We start from the raw sequence: 17,155 nt of genomic DNA on the forward strand, positions 1-17,155 counted from the left end.
CATGCTGCTCAACGCTGCCGATAAAGCGCTGTGGCGCCTTGCTATCCCGATGATCTTCTCCAACATCACCGTCCCGCTGCTGGGGCTGGTAGATACGGCGGTGATCGGCCACCTTGACAGCCCGGTATACCTCGGCGGCGTCGCGGTCGGGGCGACGGCCACCAGTTTTCTTTTCATGTTGCTGCTGTTTTTGCGCATGAGCACCACCGGGCTCACCGCTCAGGCCTGGGGTGCCAAAGATCCGCTGCGTCTTGCGCGCGCGCTGGTGCAGCCGCTGGCCCTGGCGCTGGGCGCCGGGGTTCTCATCATCCTGTTTCGCCTGCCGCTGATTAACCTCGCTCTGCATATTGTCGGCGGCAGTGAGGCGGTGCTTGAGCAGGCACGGCGGTTCCTTGAAATTCGCTGGCTCAGCGCTCCCGCTTCGCTGGCCAACCTGGTGCTGCTCGGCTGGTTGCTGGGGGTTCAGTACGCCCGGGCGCCGGTGATTCTGCTGGTGGTCGGCAATCTGCTCAATATTGTGCTCGACCTGTGGCTGGTGATGGGCCTGCGGATGAACGTCCAGGGGGCGGCGCTGGCCACGGTTACCGCGGAGTACGCAACCTTGATTATCGGCCTGATGATGGCGAAGCGGGTGCTGACGCTGCGCGGCGTGTCGCTGAGCATGTTGAAAAACGCCTGGCGCGGGGATCTGCGCCGTCTGCTGGCGTTGAATCGGGACATCATGCTGCGTTCCCTGCTGCTGCAGCTGTGCTTTGGCGCGCTGACCGTGTACGGCGCGCGTCTGGGCAGCGACATTGTGGCGGTCAATGCGGTACTGATGACTATGCTGACCTTTACCGCCTACGCGCTGGATGGCTTTGCCTATGCCGTGGAGGCCCACTCCGGCCAGGCCTACGGCGCGCGCGACGGCAGCCAGCTTCTTGAAATCTGGCGGGCGGCCTGCCGCCAGTCTGGCATGGTGGCGCTGGCATTTGCCCTGATTTACAGCCTGGCGGGGGAGTACATCATCGCGTTGTTAACCTCGCTGCCTTCCCTGCAGCAGCTGGCCGATCGCTATCTGATCTGGCAGACCATCCTGCCGGTGGTGGGCGTCTGGTGCTACCTGCTGGACGGCATGTTCATCGGCGCGACGCGCGGCGCGGAGATGCGTAACAGCATGGCGGTCGCCGCGGCGGGGTTTGCCGTGACGCTGCTTTCGGTCCCGCTGCTCGGCAACCACGGACTGTGGCTGGCGCTGGCGGTGTTCCTCGCCCTGCGCGGCCTGTCGCTGGCGCTGATCTGGCGTCGCCACTGGCGACACGGCACCTGGTTTAGCTAGTCATTGCCGTTCATCACGGCCATCCATGAATTCCCACGGTTGCGCACCGCTTACCGGGGCAGCTCAGTAGCCCGGCTCAGCGCAGCGCAAGCCGGGAAAATCGCCTCAGCCTTACCCATCGGTATGATGGTTAAAAATTCCGAATAACGAATCGGTGCCAGCATTCTCATCTATAGTTAATACCATGTCCGGTACAAAACGGGCTGTAAACCCACCGAATGATGAGGACGTTATCATGAATAAAGACGAAATCGGCGGTAACTGGAAACAGTTGAAAGGTAAAGCCAAGGAACAGTGGGGCAAACTTACCGATGATGATATGACCGTGATCGAAGGTAAGCGCGATCAGCTGGTCGGTAAAATTCAGGAACGGTACGGCTATGCGAAGGATCAGGCTGAGAAAGAAGTCTCAGACTGGGAGCATAAGAACGACTACCGCTGGTAGCGTTCCGTGGCTCAAAGAATAAAACATTTGTGTTAGTGCCTGTCTGAATGGCGTAAGGACGCGCCGTTAACCCTGTTTCCCGCTGCGGCTGACGCTCAGCGGGCTTTCTTTTTCAGCTGAATCGTATGGTCGTGCTGGCAGTGTCCCGGTGTGCTGCAGGCTTCGACTTCAACGCAGTCTGCACAAAGGCCGTGGGCTTCAATCACGTTATGGCGCAGGGCAAAGCCCATTCTGGCCGCTAACGTATGCATGATATCTTCCACCCCTTCCGCCGCTTCTTCCTTCACCACGCCACAGCGGTCACAGATAAACATGGCTGAGCTATGGGTCGGCTGGTCAAAGAGATGGCACAGCACATAGCTGTTGGTTGACTCCACCTTGTGAACAAAACCCTGCTCGAGTAAAAACTCCAGCGCACGGTAAACCGTCGGTGGTTTAGCCTGCGGCTCTTTGTCACGCAGGAGATCCAGCAGGTCGTAGGCGCTGATCGCCCCTTGTTGCAGGCTCATCAGTCGCAACACCTCCAGACGCTGTGGGGTCAGGCGTACGCCGCGCTGCGCACATAGCTTTTCAGCATGCGCTAACATCTCTTGCGAAGGGGTCTTATCCATGAGCATCCTCGGGTTGCGTGAATTTGAATCTGTTACTTTATCACGTTCCTCAGAAAACACCGAGAGCCGGCGGGTGATACGGGTCATACTTCAGATTGTCGGTACCTGCGCCAGCTCCGGGCGCTGGCCGCTGACTTTCGAACAGACCACGCCTTAGTCGATCGCTAAAACTGTCCTGCCCGATTTAATCGCAATACGCCTGACCCAGGGTATGCTATATCTGAAGTGTCTCATTTTCGGGAGAAAACGATGAAACGACCTGATTGCATTCGCCACTGGCGCGAACTGGAAGGGCCCGACGATGCCACTTATCCCGACAGCCCGGAGCGTTTTTCGATTGGCGCGCCGCTGGGGCGCGGTTTACGGCTCAACCGGCTGGGGATACATCACGAGCGACTGCCTCCGGGACGGCGCACCTCTTACCCGCACGCCGAGAGCGATGAGGAAGAGTTCATCTATGTGCTGGAGGGCTATCCGGAGGTATGGATAAACGGCTATCTCTGGAAGCTGGAGCCGGGCGACAGCGTGGGTTTTCCCGCGGGTACCGGCATCTGCCACACTTTTCTCAATAACACCGAGCAGGAGGTTCGTCTGCTGGTGGTGGGTGAGTCCAACAAAAAATACAACCGCATCTATTACCCGCTTAATCCCGGCTATGCCGCGACGCGCCAGGATCGCTGGGTTGACCATCCGCCGCAGTTCTTTGGTCCACACGACGGCAAACCGCGGAAAAAGTAATCGACCTGGGGGAGGGGGGACGCTCGCCGCACTATGCGCCAGTGGTTTATCTTTATGCTATAGTAGCGCCCCTTTTTACCCGGATGCTTATTTATTCGCCATGATGCCTGAATCAACGTCACCTGCTTTCCCTGCTCACCGCTTCTCCATCGCGCCGATGCTCGACTGGACTGACCGACACTGCCGCTATTTCCTGCGGCTGCTGTCGCGGCATACGCTGCTGTATACCGAAATGGTGACCACCGGGGCGATTATTCACGGCAAAGGTGACTATCTGGCCTATAGCGAAGAAGAGCACCCGGTTGCTCTGCAGCTCGGCGGCAGCGATCCGCAGGCCCTGGCGCAGTGCGCGAAGCTGGCTGAAGCGCGCGGCTATGATGAGATCAATCTCAACGTCGGTTGCCCCTCCGATCGCGTGCAGAACGGGATGTTTGGCGCCTGCCTGATGGGCAATGCGCCACTGGTGGCCGACTGTATTAAGGCGATGCGCGATGTGGTGTCGATTCCGGTCACGGTGAAAACCCGTATCGGGATCGACGATCAGGATAGCTATGAGTTTCTGTGCGATTTCATTGAGACGGTCTCCGGCAAGGGCGAGTGTGAGATGTTTATTATTCACGCCCGCAAAGCCTGGCTCTCCGGCCTGAGCCCAAAAGAGAACCGCGAGATCCCGCCGCTGGATTACCCCCGCGTCTGGCAGCTGAAGCGCGACTTCCCCCATCTGACGATGGCGATCAACGGCGGAATCAAATCGCTGGACGAAGCCAGACTGCAGCTTGAACATATGGATGGGGTAATGGTCGGGCGTGAGGCCTATCAGAACCCGGGCATTCTGGCCTCGGTCGACCGCGAAATTTTCGGCATCGCAGGCGCGGATGCCGATCCGGTGGCGGTGGTGCGAGCCATGTACCCGTATATTGAGCGCGAGCTCAGCAATGGCACCTATCTGGGCCATATCACCCGCCATATGCTGGGGCTGTTTCAGGGGATCCCCGGCGCTCGCCAGTGGCGTCGCTATCTGAGCGAGAACGCGCATAAAGCCGGCGCCGATATTGCGGTGCTGGAGCATGCTCTGCAGCTGGTGGCCGATAAACGTTAATTTCTGACGAAAACTTGGTGAAATTGACCACGCCTCGCGCACTGACGCGGGGCGTTTTCTTTTAAAGTCAAATGCTTATGTTTGGCATGCTTTTTGTAATACCTGCAGAGTGAAGTATTCATTCGTTGGGGAGAGAACCATGCTGGAACTGCTATTTGTCATTGGATTTTTTGTCATGCTGTTGGTGACCGGCGTATCGCTGCTGGGGATTATCGCGGCTATCGTGGTCGCTACCGCGCTGATGTTCGTCGGCGGGTTGTTTGCCTTGATGATCAAATTACTGCCGTGGTTGCTGCTGGCCGTGGTGGTGGTGTGGATTATTCGGGCGCTGAAATCCCCGAACGGAAACGCTTTTCGCGACAATAACCGTTGGCGTTACTAAGGTATTGAGGGGTCTGTCACAACCTGAACAATTTTGCAGACAACCGCGTAGGCATTACTGAGCAAATCTGTCACTATTAGCGCGTTAACGAATTCATCGCGCTGTACCCTACATACAGCCGAACTAAAAAAAAGTAAGGGCTTCCCAGGTGGAAGCCCTAAACTTTTGTCCCTTTGTCCGCTTACGGCAGCAGCAGACTCGACCCCTGAGTTACCCGGCTTTCCAGAACTTCATGCGCCCGACGGGCCTCGGTCAGCGGATAGGTCTGACTCTCGGGCACGTCCACTTTGATTACCCCACTGGCGATCAGTGAAAACAGTTCACTGCAGGCTTCCTCCAGCTCTTCCCGGTTGGTGATATAGCCCTGCAGAGATGGTCGGGTGACATACAGAGAACCTTTCTGATTCAGGATCCCCAGATTGACGCCGGTCACCGGGCCGGAGGAGTTGCCAAAGCTGACCATCAGACCGTGTCGCTGCAGGCAGTCCAGAGAGGCTTCCCAGGTATCTTTCCCCACCGAGTCGTAGACCACGGCCACTTTCTTACCGTCGGTAAGCGCCTTGAGTCGCTCCACGATTTGCTCTTCGCGATAGTTAATCACCTGCCAGGCACCAGCCTCTTTGGCACGCTGCGCTTTCTGCGCGCTGCCGACGGTGCCGATAAGTTTCGCGCCCAGCGCTTTCGCCCACTGACAGGCAATCAGCCCCACGCCGCCAGCGGCCGCGTGAAACAGGAACACTTCATTAGGCTTAATTTCATAGGTTTTGCGCAGCAGATACCAGACCGTCAATCCTTTCAGGAACGATGCCGCGGCCTGTTCGAAAGAGATGGCGTCCGGCAGGACCGCGGCTTTGTCGGCCAGCACATTGTGTACCGTGCTGTAGGCGCCGAGCGCCGACTGGGCGTACACCACCCGATCGCCTACCTTAATGTGCGTTACCCCATGGCCAACTTTACTGACGACGCCGGCTGCCTCGGTGCCCAGACCGCTCGGCAGCGATGGTGGCGGATAGAGGCCGCTACGAACATAGGTGTCGATATAGTTGATACCGATGGCTTTGTTTTCGACCTGAATTTCATGCTCTGCGGGATCGCAGGGCGTGAACTCAACCGCCTGAAGCACCTCCGGCCCGCCGTGTTTTGAAAATTCGATGCGTGTTGCCATGTTCGCTCCTGTGTTGTTCTGAGATTATCCAGTAAGCTTAACAGCCTGCGGCGGCGGTGACGGATTTTCTTATCCGCCTCAGGCCTGCCACGCTTAATGGGTTCTTTAGCGGCAATGGCTTTCTCGCTATACTGTCACGCTCTTTTCCGTATCGGTGAAATGTTAGGCTATGGCAGGAAATAAACCCTTCAACAAACCACAGACAGAAACCCGCGAACGCGATCCGCAGCTCGCCGGGCTGAAAGTCCCGCCGCACTCGATTGAAGCGGAGCAGTCGGTGTTGGGCGGTTTAATGCTGGATAACGAGCGCTGGGACGACGTCGCCGAACGCGTGGTGTCGGAAGATTTCTATACTCGTCCGCATCGTCATATCTTTACCGAGATGGCGCGTCTGCAGGAGTCAGGTAGCCCGATTGATCTGATTACCCTTGCGGAGTCGCTGGAGCGTCAGGGGCAGCTGGACAGCGTGGGCGGCTTCGCCTATCTGGCTGAACTGTCTAAAAACACGCCCAGCGCGGCGAACATCAGCGCCTATGCCGACATCGTGCGCGAACGCGCGGTCGTGCGCGAGATGATTTCGGTGGCCAACGAGATCGCCGAAGCCGGCTTCGACCCGCAGGGGCGAACCAGCGAAGATCTGCTCGATCTCGCCGAGTCCCGGGTTTTCAAAATCGCCGAAAGCCGGGCCAACAAAGACGAAGGGCCGAAAAACATCGCCGATGTGCTCGATGCCACTGTCGCCCGTATCGAACAGCTGTTCCAGCAGCCGCATGACGGCGTCACCGGGGTGAATACCGGCTACGACGACCTCAACAAAAAGACCGCTGGCCTGCAGCCGTCGGATCTGATTATTGTCGCCGCCCGTCCGTCGATGGGTAAAACGACCTTCGCGATGAACCTCGTGGAAAACGCGGCAATGCTGCAGGATAAGCCGGTATTAATCTTCAGTCTCGAGATGCCCTCGGAACAGATCATGATGCGTTCTCTGGCCTCGCTGTCGCGCGTCGATCAGACCCGCATTCGTACCGGTCAGCTGGACGATGAAGACTGGGCGCGGATCTCCGGCACCATGGGCATCCTGCTGGAAAAACGTAACATCTACATCGATGACTCCTCCGGCCTGACGCCGACGGAAGTGCGCTCCCGCGCGCGGCGTATCGCCCGCGAGCACGGCGGCATCGGGCTTATCATGATCGACTACCTGCAGCTGATGCGCGTGCCGTCGCTCTCCGACAATCGTACGCTTGAGATCGCCGAAATCTCCCGCTCGCTGAAGGCGCTGGCGAAAGAGTTGCAGGTGCCGGTGGTGGCGCTGTCGCAGTTGAACCGCTCCCTGGAACAGCGCGCCGATAAACGCCCGGTCAACTCCGACCTGCGTGAGTCCGGCTCTATCGAACAGGATGCCGACTTAATCATGTTCATTTACCGTGATGAGGTTTATCACGAGAACAGCGATCTTAAAGGCATCGCGGAAATTATCATTGGTAAACAACGTAACGGCCCGATCGGCACCGTGCGACTGACCTTTAACGGCCAGTGGTCGCGTTTCGATAATTATGCCGGCCCTCAGTATGACGATGAGTAAACCTCCGTCAGTCTTTTTTTAAGGAATTCAAATGCAAGCGGCAACTGTAGTCATCAACCGCCGCGCTCTGCGACACAACCTGCAACGTCTACGTGACCTGGCGCCTGCCAGCAAACTGGTTGCGGTGGTGAAAGCGAACGCCTACGGACACGGTCTTCTCGAGACCGCGCGAACGCTGACCGACGCCGACGCCTTTGGCGTCGCCCGCCTGGAAGAGGCGCTGCGCCTGCGAGCAGGAGGCATCGCCCAGCCGATCCTCCTGCTGGAAGGCTTTTTTGCTGCGGAAGACCTGGCGGTGATCGCCGCCCAGCGCCTGCATACGGCGGTGCATAGCCCCGAACAGCTGGCGGCGCTGGAGCAAGCCGATCTCCCCGAGCCGGTAACCGTGTGGATGAAGCTGGACACCGGCATGCATCGCTTAGGGGTGCGCCCGGAGGAAGCCGAGGCGTTTTATCAGCGTCTGAGCCAGTGTAAAAACGTCCGCCAGCCGGTGAACGTGGTGAGCCATTTCGCCCGCGCCGATGAGCCGACCTGCGGCGCCACCGAACGCCAGCTGGACATCTTTACCACCTTTACCGAAGGCAAGCCGGGGCTGCGCTCTATCGCCGCCTCGGGCGGCATTCTGCTGTGGCCGCAATCGCATTACGACTGGGTGCGTCCCGGGATTATCCTGTATGGCGTTTCGCCGCTGGACGATCGCTCCACCGGGAAAGATTTTGGCTGCCAGCCGGTGATGACCCTGACGTCCAGCCTGATTGCGGTGCGCGAGCATAAAGCAGGGGAGCCCGTCGGCTACGGCGGCACCTGGGTCAGCGAACGCGATACCCGTCTCGGCGTGGTGGCGATGGGCTATGGCGACGGTTATCCGCGCGCCGCGCCGTCGGGCACGCCGGTGCTGGTCAATGGCCGCGAAGTGCCGATTGTCGGCCGGGTGGCGATGGATATGATCTGCGTTGACCTCGGACCGCAGGCCCAGGATAAAGCCGGCGACGCGGTGGTGCTATGGGGAGAGGGGCTCCCGGTAGAGCGCATCGCCGAGATAACGAAAGTGAGTGCTTACGAACTTATTACGCGACTGACCTCCCGCGTCGCCATGAAATACCTCGACTAAGCACCAGCCGTACCGGGTAAACCCGACGTTTATCCGGTACGCCATCGGCACAGCCGCGAGCGAAAAAGCGGTTTATGCCACCTCGCGGTCATTTTCCCCTCAACATCCTCTCGACCTGCCGTCATATCCGGTTTATTGTGTAAGAACCTGCCCTATGTAAACCTGGAGATACATCGCGTGTTTCAAAAAGTTGACGCCTACGCCGGCGACCCTATTCTTTCTCTGATGGAACGCTTCAAAGAAGATCCGCGAAGCGACAAAGTCAACCTGAGTATCGGGCTGTACTACAACGATGACGGTATCATTCCGCAGCTGCAGGCGGTGGCGGAAGCGGAAGCGCGCCTGAACGCCGAGCCGCATGGCGCCTCGCTGTATCTGCCGATGGAAGGGTTGAGCGGCTACCGTCAGGCGATTGCGCCGCTGCTGTTTGGCGCAGAGCATACCGCGCTTAAGCAAAACCGCATTGCCTCCATTCAGACGGTCGGCGGTTCGGGCGCGCTGAAGGTCGGGGCCGACTTCCTCAAACGCTACTTTCCGGAGTCTCATGTCTGGGTCAGCGATCCGACCTGGGAAAACCACATCGCCATTTTTGAAGGGGCTGGCTTCGAAGTAAGTACTTACCCCTGGTTTGACAAAGCCACCAACGGCGTGCGCTTTGAGGACCTGCTGGCGACGCTGCAAACGCTGCCGGCGCGCGATATTGTGCTGCTGCACCCTTGCTGCCACAACCCGACCGGCGCCGACCTGACGCCAGCCCAGTGGGACCGCGTGGTTGAGGTATTACAAGCGCGTCAGCTGATCCCCTTCCTCGACATCGCCTACCAGGGCTTTGGCGGGGGGCTGGAAGAGGATGCTTACGCCATTCGCGCCATCGCCAGCGCCGGGATGCCGATGCTGGTCAGCAACTCGTTCTCCAAGATTTTCTCCCTGTACGGGGAGCGCGTCGGCGGCCTGTCAGTGGTCTGTGACGACAGCGAAACTGCAGGCCGCGTGCTGGGTCAACTGAAGGCCACCGTGCGCCGCAACTACTCCAGCCCGCCAAGCTTTGGCGCGCAGGTGGTGGCGACGGTGCTGAACGATGCAGCTCTGAAAGCCACCTGGCAGGCGGAAGTGGACGCCATGCGCGCGCACATCCTGACCATGCGTCAGGCGCTGGTCGACGCGCTGCAGCAGGTTGCCCCGGGCAGCAAGGTGGATTACCTGCTTAAGCAGCGCGGGATGTTCAGCTACACCGGCTTCAGCGCGGCGCAGGTCGATCGTCTGCGCGACGAGTTTGGCGTCTACCTGATTGCCAGCGGTCGTATGTGCGTGGCAGGGTTAAACTCACGTAATGTTCAGCAGGTGGCGAAAGCCTTTGCTGCGGTGATGTAAGCCGCTCCCCAGTGGGTTGCCGCTGCCGGTCAACGGGCAGCGGCAACCTCCTCTCTGATTGTGATCATCCTCTTTTTCTATGACATCTACGCGAAAAAGGCTTTTCATCCACGCGATCGGCGGGTAAGGTCGGGGCGTTGCTAAGCATGCACATTATTAAAAATAATAATGATTGATAGATTTAGGGATAAATATGCGCAAACTTACTCTCGCCTTTGCGGCGGCTTCTCTCTTGTTCACGCTGAACAGCGCCGTTGTGGCGCGCGCCTCCACGCCACAGCCGCTGTGGGTGGGCACCAATGTGGCCCAGCTGGCCGAGCAGGCGCCGATCCACTGGGTTTCGGTGGCGCAAATCGAGAACAGCCTGCTGGGGCGGCCGCCGATGGCCGTCGGCTTTGATATCGATGACACCGTCCTCTTCTCCAGTCCGGGCTTCTGGCGCGGGCAAAAAACCTTCTCTCCCGGCAGTGAGGATTACCTGAAAAACCCGCAGTTCTGGGAAAAAATGAACAACGGCTGGGATGAATTCAGTATGCCGAAAGAGGTAGCGCGCCAGCTGATCGCGATGCATGTGAAGCGTGGGGACAGCATCTGGTTCGTCACCGGCCGCAGCCAGACCAAAACAGAAACCGTTTCTAAAACCCTGCAGGATGATTTTCTCATTCCGGCCGCCAGTATGAATCCGGTGATTTTCGCCGGTGATAAGCCTGGCCAGAACACCAAGACCCAGTGGCTGCAGGCGAAGCAGATAAAGGTTTTCTACGGCGATTCGGATAACGATATCACCGCCGCTCGTGAGGCCGGCGCCCGTGGGATCCGCGTGCTGCGGGCCGCCAACTCCTCCTATAAGCCGCTGCCGATGGCCGGGGCACTGGGCGAAGAAGTGATCGTCAATTCCGAATACTGATGATCGCCTGAACGCGATAAACGGCAGCGGCAGCGCTGCCGTTTTTTTATGCAAAATCAGGGGTGGAAGGTTTTACCTTTTCACGTATTGCTGCACACTTAGAAGGATTCATTCGCAAAAGGAGTCGATGATGTGGTATCAGCAAACCCTGACGCTTGGGCCAAAATCCCGCGGTTTTCATCTGGTCACCGATGAGGTCCTCGGCCAGATCCGCGGGCTGTCCGGGGTGAAGGTTGGCCTGCTGCACCTCCTGCTCCAGCATACTTCCGCTTCCCTGACGCTCAACGAAAACTGCGATCCCACCGTCCGCTATGACATGGAGCAGTATTTTCTCAACGCCGTGCCGGACAATGCGCCGTACGAACATGATTATGAAGGTCCTGACGATATGCCTTCGCACATCAAATCATCGATGCTTGGCGTGTCGCTGATGCTGCCGGTCGAGGACGGGCGCGTCAGGCTGGGAACCTGGCAGGGCATCTGGCTGGGGGAGCATCGGATACACGGCGGTTCGCGGCACATCGTTGCGACGCTCATGGGGGAATAAAAGATGACCATTTCGGAGTTATTGCAGTACTGCATGGCGAAACCGGGAGCGGAGCAGAGCGTCCATAGCGACTGGAAAGCCACGCAGATCAAAGTCTCGGACGTGCTGTTTGCCATGGTGAAGGAAGTAGAGGACCAGCGGCCAGCGGTCGCGCTGAAAGCGAGCCCGGAACTGGCGGAGCTGCTGCGAGAGCAGCATCGCGATGTCCGGCCCAGCAAGCATCTCAATAAAGCGCACTGGAGCACCGTCTTTCTGGATGGCTCGCTGCCGGATTCGCAAATCTACTACCTGGTCGATGCATCTTACCAGCAGGCGGTGAAAATGCTGCCGGAGCCGGTCCGGCAGCAGCTATCCCGCTAATTATTTCAGCATCGGTTTCAGGAAGCGCGCGGTGTGCGAGGCTTCGCACTCGGCGACGGTCTCAGGCGTACCGGAGACCAGTATTTCGCCGCCGCCGCTGCCGCCTTCCGGACCCAGATCGACAATCCAGTCAGCAGTTTTAATCACATCGAGGTTATGCTCAATCACCACGATGGTATTGCCCTGATCGCGCAGCTGATGCAGCACTTCCAGCAACTGCTGAATATCGGCGAAGTGCAGACCCGTGGTCGGCTCATCGAGGATATACAGCGTCTGGCCGGTACCGCGTTTGGAGAGTTCGCGCGCCAGCTTCACGCGCTGCGCCTCGCCGCCGGACAGCGTCGTCGCCGACTGGCCGAGACGGATATAGGTCAGGCCGACGTCCATCAGGGTTTGCAGCTTGCGCGCCAGCGCCGGTACGGCATCAAAGAATTCACGCGCCTCTTCAATGGTCATATCCAGCACTTCGTGGATGGTCTTACCCTTGTACTTAATCTCCAGCGTTTCGCGGTTATAGCGTTTGCCTTTGCACTGGTCGCACGGTACGTAGATATCCGGCAGGAAGTGCATTTCGACCTTGATCACCCCGTCGCCCTGGCAGGCTTCACAACGACCGCCGCGGACGTTAAAACTAAAGCGCCCCGGCGTATAGCCGCGTGAACGTGATTCCGGCACCCCGGCGAACAGCTCGCGCACCGGCGTAAACACCCCGGTATAGGTCGCCGGGTTGGAGCGCGGCGTACGGCCGATCGGGCTCTGGTCGATATCGATCACTTTATCGAAGTGCTCCAGCCCCTGGATATCGCGATACGGCGCCGGTTCGGCGATGGTCGCGCCGTTAAGCTGGCGCTGAGCAATCGGGAACAGGGTGTCGTTAATCAGCGTCGATTTACCCGAGCCGGAAACGCCAGTAATGCAGGTAAACAGACCGACCGGCAGGGTCAGCGTTACATCCTTCAGGTTGTTGCCGCGCGCGCCGGTCAGCTTCAGCACTTTTTCCGGATTGGCGGGCACGCGCTGTTTCGGCACTTCGATTTTGCGCTTACCACTCATGAACTGCCCGGTGAGGGATTCTGGTACCGCCATAATGGCGTCCAGTGGCCCTTCGGCCACCACCTGGCCGCCGTGAACCCCGGCGCCAGGACCGATATCGATCACATGGTCGGCGGCGCGAATCGCGTCTTCGTCATGCTCAACGACGATCACCGTGTTGCCTAAATTACGCAGATGGATCAGGGTACCCAGCAGGCGTTCGTTATCGCGCTGGTGCAGGCCGATGGAGGGCTCATCCAGCACGTACATCACGCCAACCAGCCCGGCGCCAATCTGGCTCGCCAGACGGATACGCTGGGCTTCACCGCCGGAGAGGGTTTCTGCCGAGCGGGAAAGCGTGAGGTAGTTCAGGCCGACGTTGACGAGGAACTTCAGGCGATCGCCGATCTCTTTCAGCACTTTTTCAGCGATTTGCGCACGCTGGCCGGAGAGCTTCAGGTTGTTGAAGAAGTCCATCGCGTGGCCGATGCTCATATCGGAAATGGTCGGTAGCGGCGTGTTCTCTACAAACACATGGCGCGCTTCGCGGCGCAGACGCGTACCGTCGCAGCTGGCGCACGGACGGTTGCTGATGAATTTCGCCAGCTCTTCGCGCACGGCGCTGGATTCCGTCTCTTTGTAACGGCGCTCCATATTGTGCAGCACGCCTTCGAACGGGTGACGACGTACCGAGGTGTCGCCGCGATCGTTCATGTATTTGAATTCAATATTCTCTTTACCGGAACCGTACAGGACCACTTTCTGCACGCTGGCGCTGAGGGTGCCCCACGGCGCTTCGACGTCGAATTTATAGTGCTCCGCCAGCGACTTCAGCATCTGGAAGTAGTAGAAGTTGCGGCGATCCCAGCCGCGGATGGCGCCGCCCGCCAGCGACAGCTCCGGATTCTGCACCACGCGGTCGGGATCGAAATATTGCTGAACGCCGAGGCCGTCGCAGGTCGGGCAGGCGCCCGCCGGGTTGTTGAAGGAGAACAGGCGCGGCTCCAGCTCGCGCATGCTATAGCCGCAGATCGGGCAGGCGAAGTTAGCGGAAAACAGCAGTTCTTCCGCTTTTTCATCATCCATATTGGCCACAATGGCGGTACCGCCGGAGAGCTCCAGCGCGGTTTCGAACGACTCGGCCAGGCGCTGCGCCAGATCGTCGCGCACCTTAAAGCGGTCGATGACCACCTCGATAGTGTGCTTCTTCTGCAGCTCCAGCTTCGGCGGATCCGAGAGATCGCAGACTTCGCCGTCGATCCGTGCGCGGATGTAGCCCTGGCTGGCGAGGTTTTCCAGGGTTTTGGTGTGCTCGCCTTTGCGCTCTTTAATAATGGGCGCCAGCAGCATCAGGCGCAGGCCTTCCGGCTGCGCGAGGACGTTATCGACCATCTGGCTGACGGTTTGCGCCGCCAGCGGCACATCATGATCCGGACAGCGCGGTTCACCGACGCGGGCGTACAGCAGGCGCAGGTAGTCGTGAATTTCGGTAATGGTACCCACCGTCGAGCGGGGGTTGTGAGAGGTTGATTTCTGTTCGATGGAAATCGCCGGCGACAGCCCTTCGATATGGTCGACGTCCGGCTTCTCCATCAGCGACAGGAACTGTCGCGCATAGGCGGAGAGCGATTCGACGTAGCGACGCTGGCCTTCGGCATACAGGGTGTCGAAAGCGAGTGAAGATTTGCCAGACCCGGAAAGCCCGGTGACGACAATGAGTTTGTCGCGCGGGATAACGAGGTTGATGTTTTTGAGATTATGGGTGCGGGCGCCCCGAACTTCGATCTTATCCATTCACCTTTCCCGGTAGGTAGATACACGGATTGCCTGGTTTGCTTGAAGGACAAACGGCAGAAACGGCTAATTATGACACAATTTAACCTGAATGAATATACAGTATCGGAATGCAAATTCAGGGGGAGTGTGCAACAATGTCTTGTACGAGTGCTATCTCTGGAATCAGCCTCGCAGCTATCAAAATGCTACGTGGAAATGGTACACTCGCGCGTTTACACTATTAAGAAACGTATTCAGGAGACACGAACATGGCCAGCAGAGGCGTAAACAAGGTGATTCTCGTCGGTAATCTGGGGCAGGACCCGGAAGTACGCTACATGCCAAGTGGCGGCGCTGTCGCCAACTTCACGCTGGCAACTTCCGAATCCTGGCGTGACAAGCAGACCGGCGAAATGAAAGAGCAGACCGAGTGGCACCGCGTTGTGCTGTTCGGCAAACTGGCGGAAGTCGCTGGCGAGTATCTGCGCAAAGGTTCGCAGGTGTATATCGAAGGCCAGCTGCGTACCCGCAAGTGGACCGATCAATCCGGTCAGGAGAAATACACCACCGAAGTCGTGGTTAACGTTGGCGGCACCATGCAGATGCTGGGTGGCCGTCAGGGTGGCGGCGCACCGGCAGGCGGCGGCCAGCAGCAGGGCGGTTGGGGTCAGCCTCAGCAGCCGCAGGGCGGCAACCAGTTCAGCGGCGGCGCACAGTCCCGTCCGCAGCAGCAGGCCCCGGCAGCGCCTTCTTCTAACGAACCGCCGATGGACTTCGACGACGACATCCCGTTCTAAGGCTTGCCTTAAACGCGTTGCCTGCGCAGTAAAAAAACAGAAAGCCCCGGTTTCGCCGGGGCTTTTTCTTTATCCTTTCAGCCTCATCCTTTCAGCATCATTTCTGCACCACCGTCTCAGAACCGGTTTTTAACCTGTGGCGACGAGCGTTTCAGGCAGAGGGCGCCTGAGCGGTCTCCGGCGTCGCCACGCTGGGCTGCGGTTTGGTTGGCTCTGCCGCTGGCTCCTGTCGCGGCGCGGCCGTCGCTTTCTGTTTGCGGGCCATGTCATCGACGATCAGCCGATAGGCAATGTAATACTTATAGATATTACTGACGTAGGTGACCGTCTCGGCGCCAATTTTTTCTGCTGCCAGATTTTCGACGTTACCGAACCAGATGTTCGGGTCAAACCCGCGCTGTTTGGTCATGGTGCGCAGGCGGGCGATACGCGCCGGACCCGCGTTATAGGAGGCAAAGGCAAACAGCGCCTTATCGAGCCGGGTCATGGGCTCATCAGCATAGTAGCGATCTATCATCCAGCGCATGTATTTCACGCCAGCATGGATGTTGGGATCCAGCTGTTTAATATCGCCCACTTTCAGCTCTTTTCCGGTGCTGGGCATCACCTGCATCACCCCGACGGCGCCGACGTGGCTTCGCACCGACTGGTTCAGTCGCGATTCCTGGTACCCCTGGGCCGCCATCAGCAGCCAGTCGACATCGTAGCGATCGCCATATTTGCGGAAGACTTCCACCATGGCGAGGAACTTGCGCCGTTCCTTACTCGCGGCGGCATTTTTGACATATTTGGCATTTTTCAGGTAACGCAGCAGGAGGGTATTACCCAGCGTGGTGCCCTGACGATTCTTTTTGACGAAGTTGTTCAGCACCGCCAGCAGTTGCGGGCTGTCTTTGCGTACCGCCCACGCAATGTTGCCGCCGTCACGCAGCACCACGTTGTCATGGACCTGAATTTTCGGAAACACTTGTTTCCAGAAAACGGCTTTGTGTTGATCGACGACGATCAGCGGAATCAGCCCGGCGTTGAGCATTTCCAGCAGATCTTCATCCTCCAGCGCCTCCGGCGCTGCCTCCAGGGTAACCGGCGGCCGCGACTCACTGGCAAATCGGGCATTCAGCGCCTGCAGACTCTCGTAATAGCTGGAGGAGCGGCGAACAAAGACGGTTTGACCAGAGAGCTGCTCCAGGCTGTCGACCTTCGGCGATGCCGGGCCGGAGATCAGTAATTCTTTCACGTTGCTGTAGAGCGGTTGGGCGAAATCGACCTGGGCTTCCCGCGAGGGCGTGATGGTCAGATTGGCAGCCGCAATATCGCCTTTACCTTCATTAAGCGCGGTGAAGAGATTATCCCGACTGACCGGCACAAAAACGATATGCAGCTTCAGGTGGCGCTGTTTGAGCTTTTTATCCTTCGCCAGCTGTTTATTCAGATCGTTTTCCAGCGCCATAAAGATATCGTGCGTTGCGCCACGCTGGGTGCCTTTATCAATAAAAAAGAAGGTTTTGCTGTAGGTGGTTAATACCCGAATGGTGCGCCGGTCGGTCATGCCGGGCAGATCGCCTTTCCACGGCTGCAGCATATCGTCGATGTGGATCGACAGCGTATTGTCTTCGCTTGCGACTGGCGGCGCTTTTTCCGCCTCCGCCGCAAGCAGGAAAGGGGCGAATAACAGCGTCGCGAGGCAGGAGAGCCAGGCGATAAACAGGCGTGATAGCAAGTTGGCGTTCATGGAGGAACACTCCGCAGGGGGATGTGATTATTTTAGCAGAACGGCTGTCGTTAGCCGGGCACGACAAGGGCGTAAAAAACATAACGATGCCGACAAATAGTCTTCTCCCATTTTATCGCTTGCTATTAATGTGCTTTTATCTTTACTTTAACTATGGAGATAATATGGCGGAAATGTGT

The 17,155-nt window shown here is 58.3% G+C and carries 16 protein-coding genes; 12 read left to right on the top strand and 4 right to left on the bottom strand.

Annotated features, from left to right (window positions below):
* The first annotated feature begins 1 nt into the window (after position 1).
* Positions 2-1,318 carry an MATE family efflux transporter DinF gene (dinF, locus tag CWM53_RS27440; protein WP_100730086.1) on the top strand — a complete coding sequence of 439 codons (1,317 nt, stop codon included), beginning with the start codon at positions 2-4 and terminating at the stop codon, positions 1,316-1,318.
* 235 nt (positions 1,319-1,553) lie between these two features.
* Positions 1,554-1,763 carry a CsbD family protein gene (locus CWM53_RS27445; protein ID WP_004206293.1) on the top strand — a complete coding sequence of 70 codons (210 nt, stop codon included), beginning with the start codon at positions 1,554-1,556 and terminating at the stop codon, positions 1,761-1,763.
* Positions 1,764-1,858: 95 nt separating this feature from the next.
* On the opposite strand, the gene zur is transcribed toward CWM53_RS27445, so the two are convergent.
* Positions 1,859-2,374, bottom strand: a complete 516-nt coding sequence (zur, locus tag CWM53_RS27450; protein WP_061156124.1) for a zinc uptake transcriptional repressor Zur — start codon at positions 2,372-2,374, stop codon at positions 1,859-1,861.
* Between the two features lie 249 nt (positions 2,375-2,623).
* Here zur and CWM53_RS27455 point away from each other — a divergent pair, with 249 nt between their 5' ends.
* The 3 genes from CWM53_RS27455 (at position 2,624) to pspG (ending at position 4,593) form a co-directional block, all read left to right on the top strand.
* Positions 2,624-3,112 (top strand): cupin domain-containing protein, encoded by a 489-nt coding sequence (locus CWM53_RS27455; RefSeq protein ID WP_061156123.1) that lies wholly within the window; start codon positions 2,624-2,626, stop codon positions 3,110-3,112.
* Positions 3,113-3,212: 100 nt separating this feature from the next.
* Positions 3,213-4,211 (top strand): tRNA dihydrouridine(20/20a) synthase DusA, encoded by a 999-nt coding sequence (dusA, locus tag CWM53_RS27460; protein ID WP_100730087.1) that lies wholly within the window; start codon positions 3,213-3,215, stop codon positions 4,209-4,211.
* Between the two features lie 139 nt (positions 4,212-4,350).
* Positions 4,351-4,593 carry an envelope stress response protein PspG gene (gene pspG / locus CWM53_RS27465; protein WP_012543188.1) on the top strand — a complete coding sequence of 81 codons (243 nt, stop codon included), beginning with the start codon at positions 4,351-4,353 and terminating at the stop codon, positions 4,591-4,593.
* Between the two features lie 181 nt (positions 4,594-4,774).
* Here pspG and CWM53_RS27470 read toward each other — a convergent pair whose 3' ends face one another.
* Positions 4,775-5,758, bottom strand: coding sequence for a quinone oxidoreductase (locus tag CWM53_RS27470; protein WP_100730088.1), 984 nt, complete (start codon positions 5,756-5,758; stop codon positions 4,775-4,777).
* Positions 5,759-5,927: 169 nt separating this feature from the next.
* Here CWM53_RS27470 and dnaB point away from each other — a divergent pair, with 169 nt between their 5' ends.
* The 6 genes from dnaB (at position 5,928) to CWM53_RS27500 (ending at position 11,639) form a co-directional block, all read left to right on the top strand.
* Entirely contained in the window at positions 5,928-7,343 is a 1,416-nt protein-coding gene (gene dnaB, locus CWM53_RS27475) for a replicative DNA helicase (protein ID WP_008807299.1), read from the top strand.
* Between the two features lie 31 nt (positions 7,344-7,374).
* Positions 7,375-8,454 carry an alanine racemase gene (alr, locus tag CWM53_RS27480; protein ID WP_074387353.1) on the top strand — a complete coding sequence of 360 codons (1,080 nt, stop codon included), beginning with the start codon at positions 7,375-7,377 and terminating at the stop codon, positions 8,452-8,454.
* Between the two features lie 177 nt (positions 8,455-8,631).
* Complete coding sequence (tyrB, locus tag CWM53_RS27485) at positions 8,632-9,825, top strand: aromatic amino acid transaminase (protein ID WP_061156120.1); 1,194 nt, start codon at positions 8,632-8,634, stop codon at positions 9,823-9,825.
* 193 nt (positions 9,826-10,018) lie between these two features.
* A complete protein-coding gene (aphA, locus tag CWM53_RS27490) occupies positions 10,019-10,732 on the top strand; it encodes an acid phosphatase AphA (RefSeq protein ID WP_100730089.1) in 714 nt (237 codons plus the stop codon).
* A 130-nt stretch (positions 10,733-10,862) separates the two neighbouring features.
* Positions 10,863-11,279, top strand: a complete 417-nt coding sequence (locus CWM53_RS27495; RefSeq protein WP_008807295.1) for a secondary thiamine-phosphate synthase enzyme YjbQ — start codon at positions 10,863-10,865, stop codon at positions 11,277-11,279.
* Positions 11,280-11,282: 3 nt separating this feature from the next.
* The gene (locus tag CWM53_RS27500; protein WP_061156119.1) at positions 11,283-11,639 is read left to right on the top strand and encodes an MmcQ/YjbR family DNA-binding protein; all 357 of its coding nucleotides are present in this window, start codon (positions 11,283-11,285) and stop codon (positions 11,637-11,639) included.
* Here CWM53_RS27500 and uvrA read toward each other — a convergent pair whose 3' ends face one another.
* Positions 11,640-14,465, bottom strand: coding sequence for an excinuclease ABC subunit UvrA (uvrA, locus tag CWM53_RS27505; protein WP_008807293.1), 2,826 nt, complete (start codon positions 14,463-14,465; stop codon positions 11,640-11,642). It lies immediately after the preceding gene.
* A 251-nt stretch (positions 14,466-14,716) separates the two neighbouring features.
* On the opposite strand from uvrA, the gene ssb1 reads away from it, so the two are divergent.
* Positions 14,717-15,244: a single-stranded DNA-binding protein SSB1 gene (ssb1, locus tag CWM53_RS27515; RefSeq protein WP_008807292.1), complete on the top strand. Its 528-nt coding sequence runs from the start codon at positions 14,717-14,719 to the stop codon at positions 15,242-15,244.
* A 151-nt stretch (positions 15,245-15,395) separates the two neighbouring features.
* Here the strand turns inward: ssb1 and CWM53_RS27520 are convergent, their stop codons facing one another.
* A complete protein-coding gene (locus CWM53_RS27520) occupies positions 15,396-16,976 on the bottom strand; it encodes a lytic transglycosylase F (RefSeq protein ID WP_100730090.1) in 1,581 nt (526 codons plus the stop codon).
* Between the last annotated feature and the right edge of the window lie 179 nt (positions 16,977-17,155).

The organism is Klebsiella sp. A-Nf5 (assembly GCF_002810545.1).
Lineage (GTDB): Bacteria > Pseudomonadota > Gammaproteobacteria > Enterobacterales > Enterobacteriaceae > Klebsiella > Klebsiella variicola.

What these genes read in the sequence shown, in the direction of transcription:
- uvrA (WP_008807293.1), bottom strand. Translation starts at nt 14,465, where the DNA reads ATGGATAAGATCGAAGTTCGGGGCGCCCGCACCCATAATCTCAAAAAC.
- dusA (WP_100730087.1), top strand. Translation starts at nt 3,213, where the DNA reads ATGATGCCTGAATCAACGTCACCTGCTTTCCCTGCTCACCGCTTCTCC.
- dnaB (WP_008807299.1), top strand. Translation starts at nt 5,928, where the DNA reads ATGGCAGGAAATAAACCCTTCAACAAACCACAGACAGAAACCCGCGAA.
- CWM53_RS27520 (WP_100730090.1), bottom strand. Translation starts at nt 16,976, where the DNA reads ATGAACGCCAACTTGCTATCACGCCTGTTTATCGCCTGGCTCTCCTGC.
- CWM53_RS27495 (WP_008807295.1), top strand. Translation starts at nt 10,863, where the DNA reads ATGTGGTATCAGCAAACCCTGACGCTTGGGCCAAAATCCCGCGGTTTT.
- CWM53_RS27455 (WP_061156123.1), top strand. Translation starts at nt 2,624, where the DNA reads ATGAAACGACCTGATTGCATTCGCCACTGGCGCGAACTGGAAGGGCCC.
- dinF (WP_100730086.1), top strand. Translation starts at nt 2, where the DNA reads ATGCTGCTCAACGCTGCCGATAAAGCGCTGTGGCGCCTTGCTATCCCG.
- CWM53_RS27445 (WP_004206293.1), top strand. Translation starts at nt 1,554, where the DNA reads ATGAATAAAGACGAAATCGGCGGTAACTGGAAACAGTTGAAAGGTAAA.
- ssb1 (WP_008807292.1), top strand. Translation starts at nt 14,717, where the DNA reads ATGGCCAGCAGAGGCGTAAACAAGGTGATTCTCGTCGGTAATCTGGGG.
- CWM53_RS27470 (WP_100730088.1), bottom strand. Translation starts at nt 5,758, where the DNA reads ATGGCAACACGCATCGAATTTTCAAAACACGGCGGGCCGGAGGTGCTT.
- zur (WP_061156124.1), bottom strand. Translation starts at nt 2,374, where the DNA reads ATGGATAAGACCCCTTCGCAAGAGATGTTAGCGCATGCTGAAAAGCTA.
- alr (WP_074387353.1), top strand. Translation starts at nt 7,375, where the DNA reads ATGCAAGCGGCAACTGTAGTCATCAACCGCCGCGCTCTGCGACACAAC.
- aphA (WP_100730089.1), top strand. Translation starts at nt 10,019, where the DNA reads ATGCGCAAACTTACTCTCGCCTTTGCGGCGGCTTCTCTCTTGTTCACG.
- pspG (WP_012543188.1), top strand. Translation starts at nt 4,351, where the DNA reads ATGCTGGAACTGCTATTTGTCATTGGATTTTTTGTCATGCTGTTGGTG.
- CWM53_RS27500 (WP_061156119.1), top strand. Translation starts at nt 11,283, where the DNA reads ATGACCATTTCGGAGTTATTGCAGTACTGCATGGCGAAACCGGGAGCG.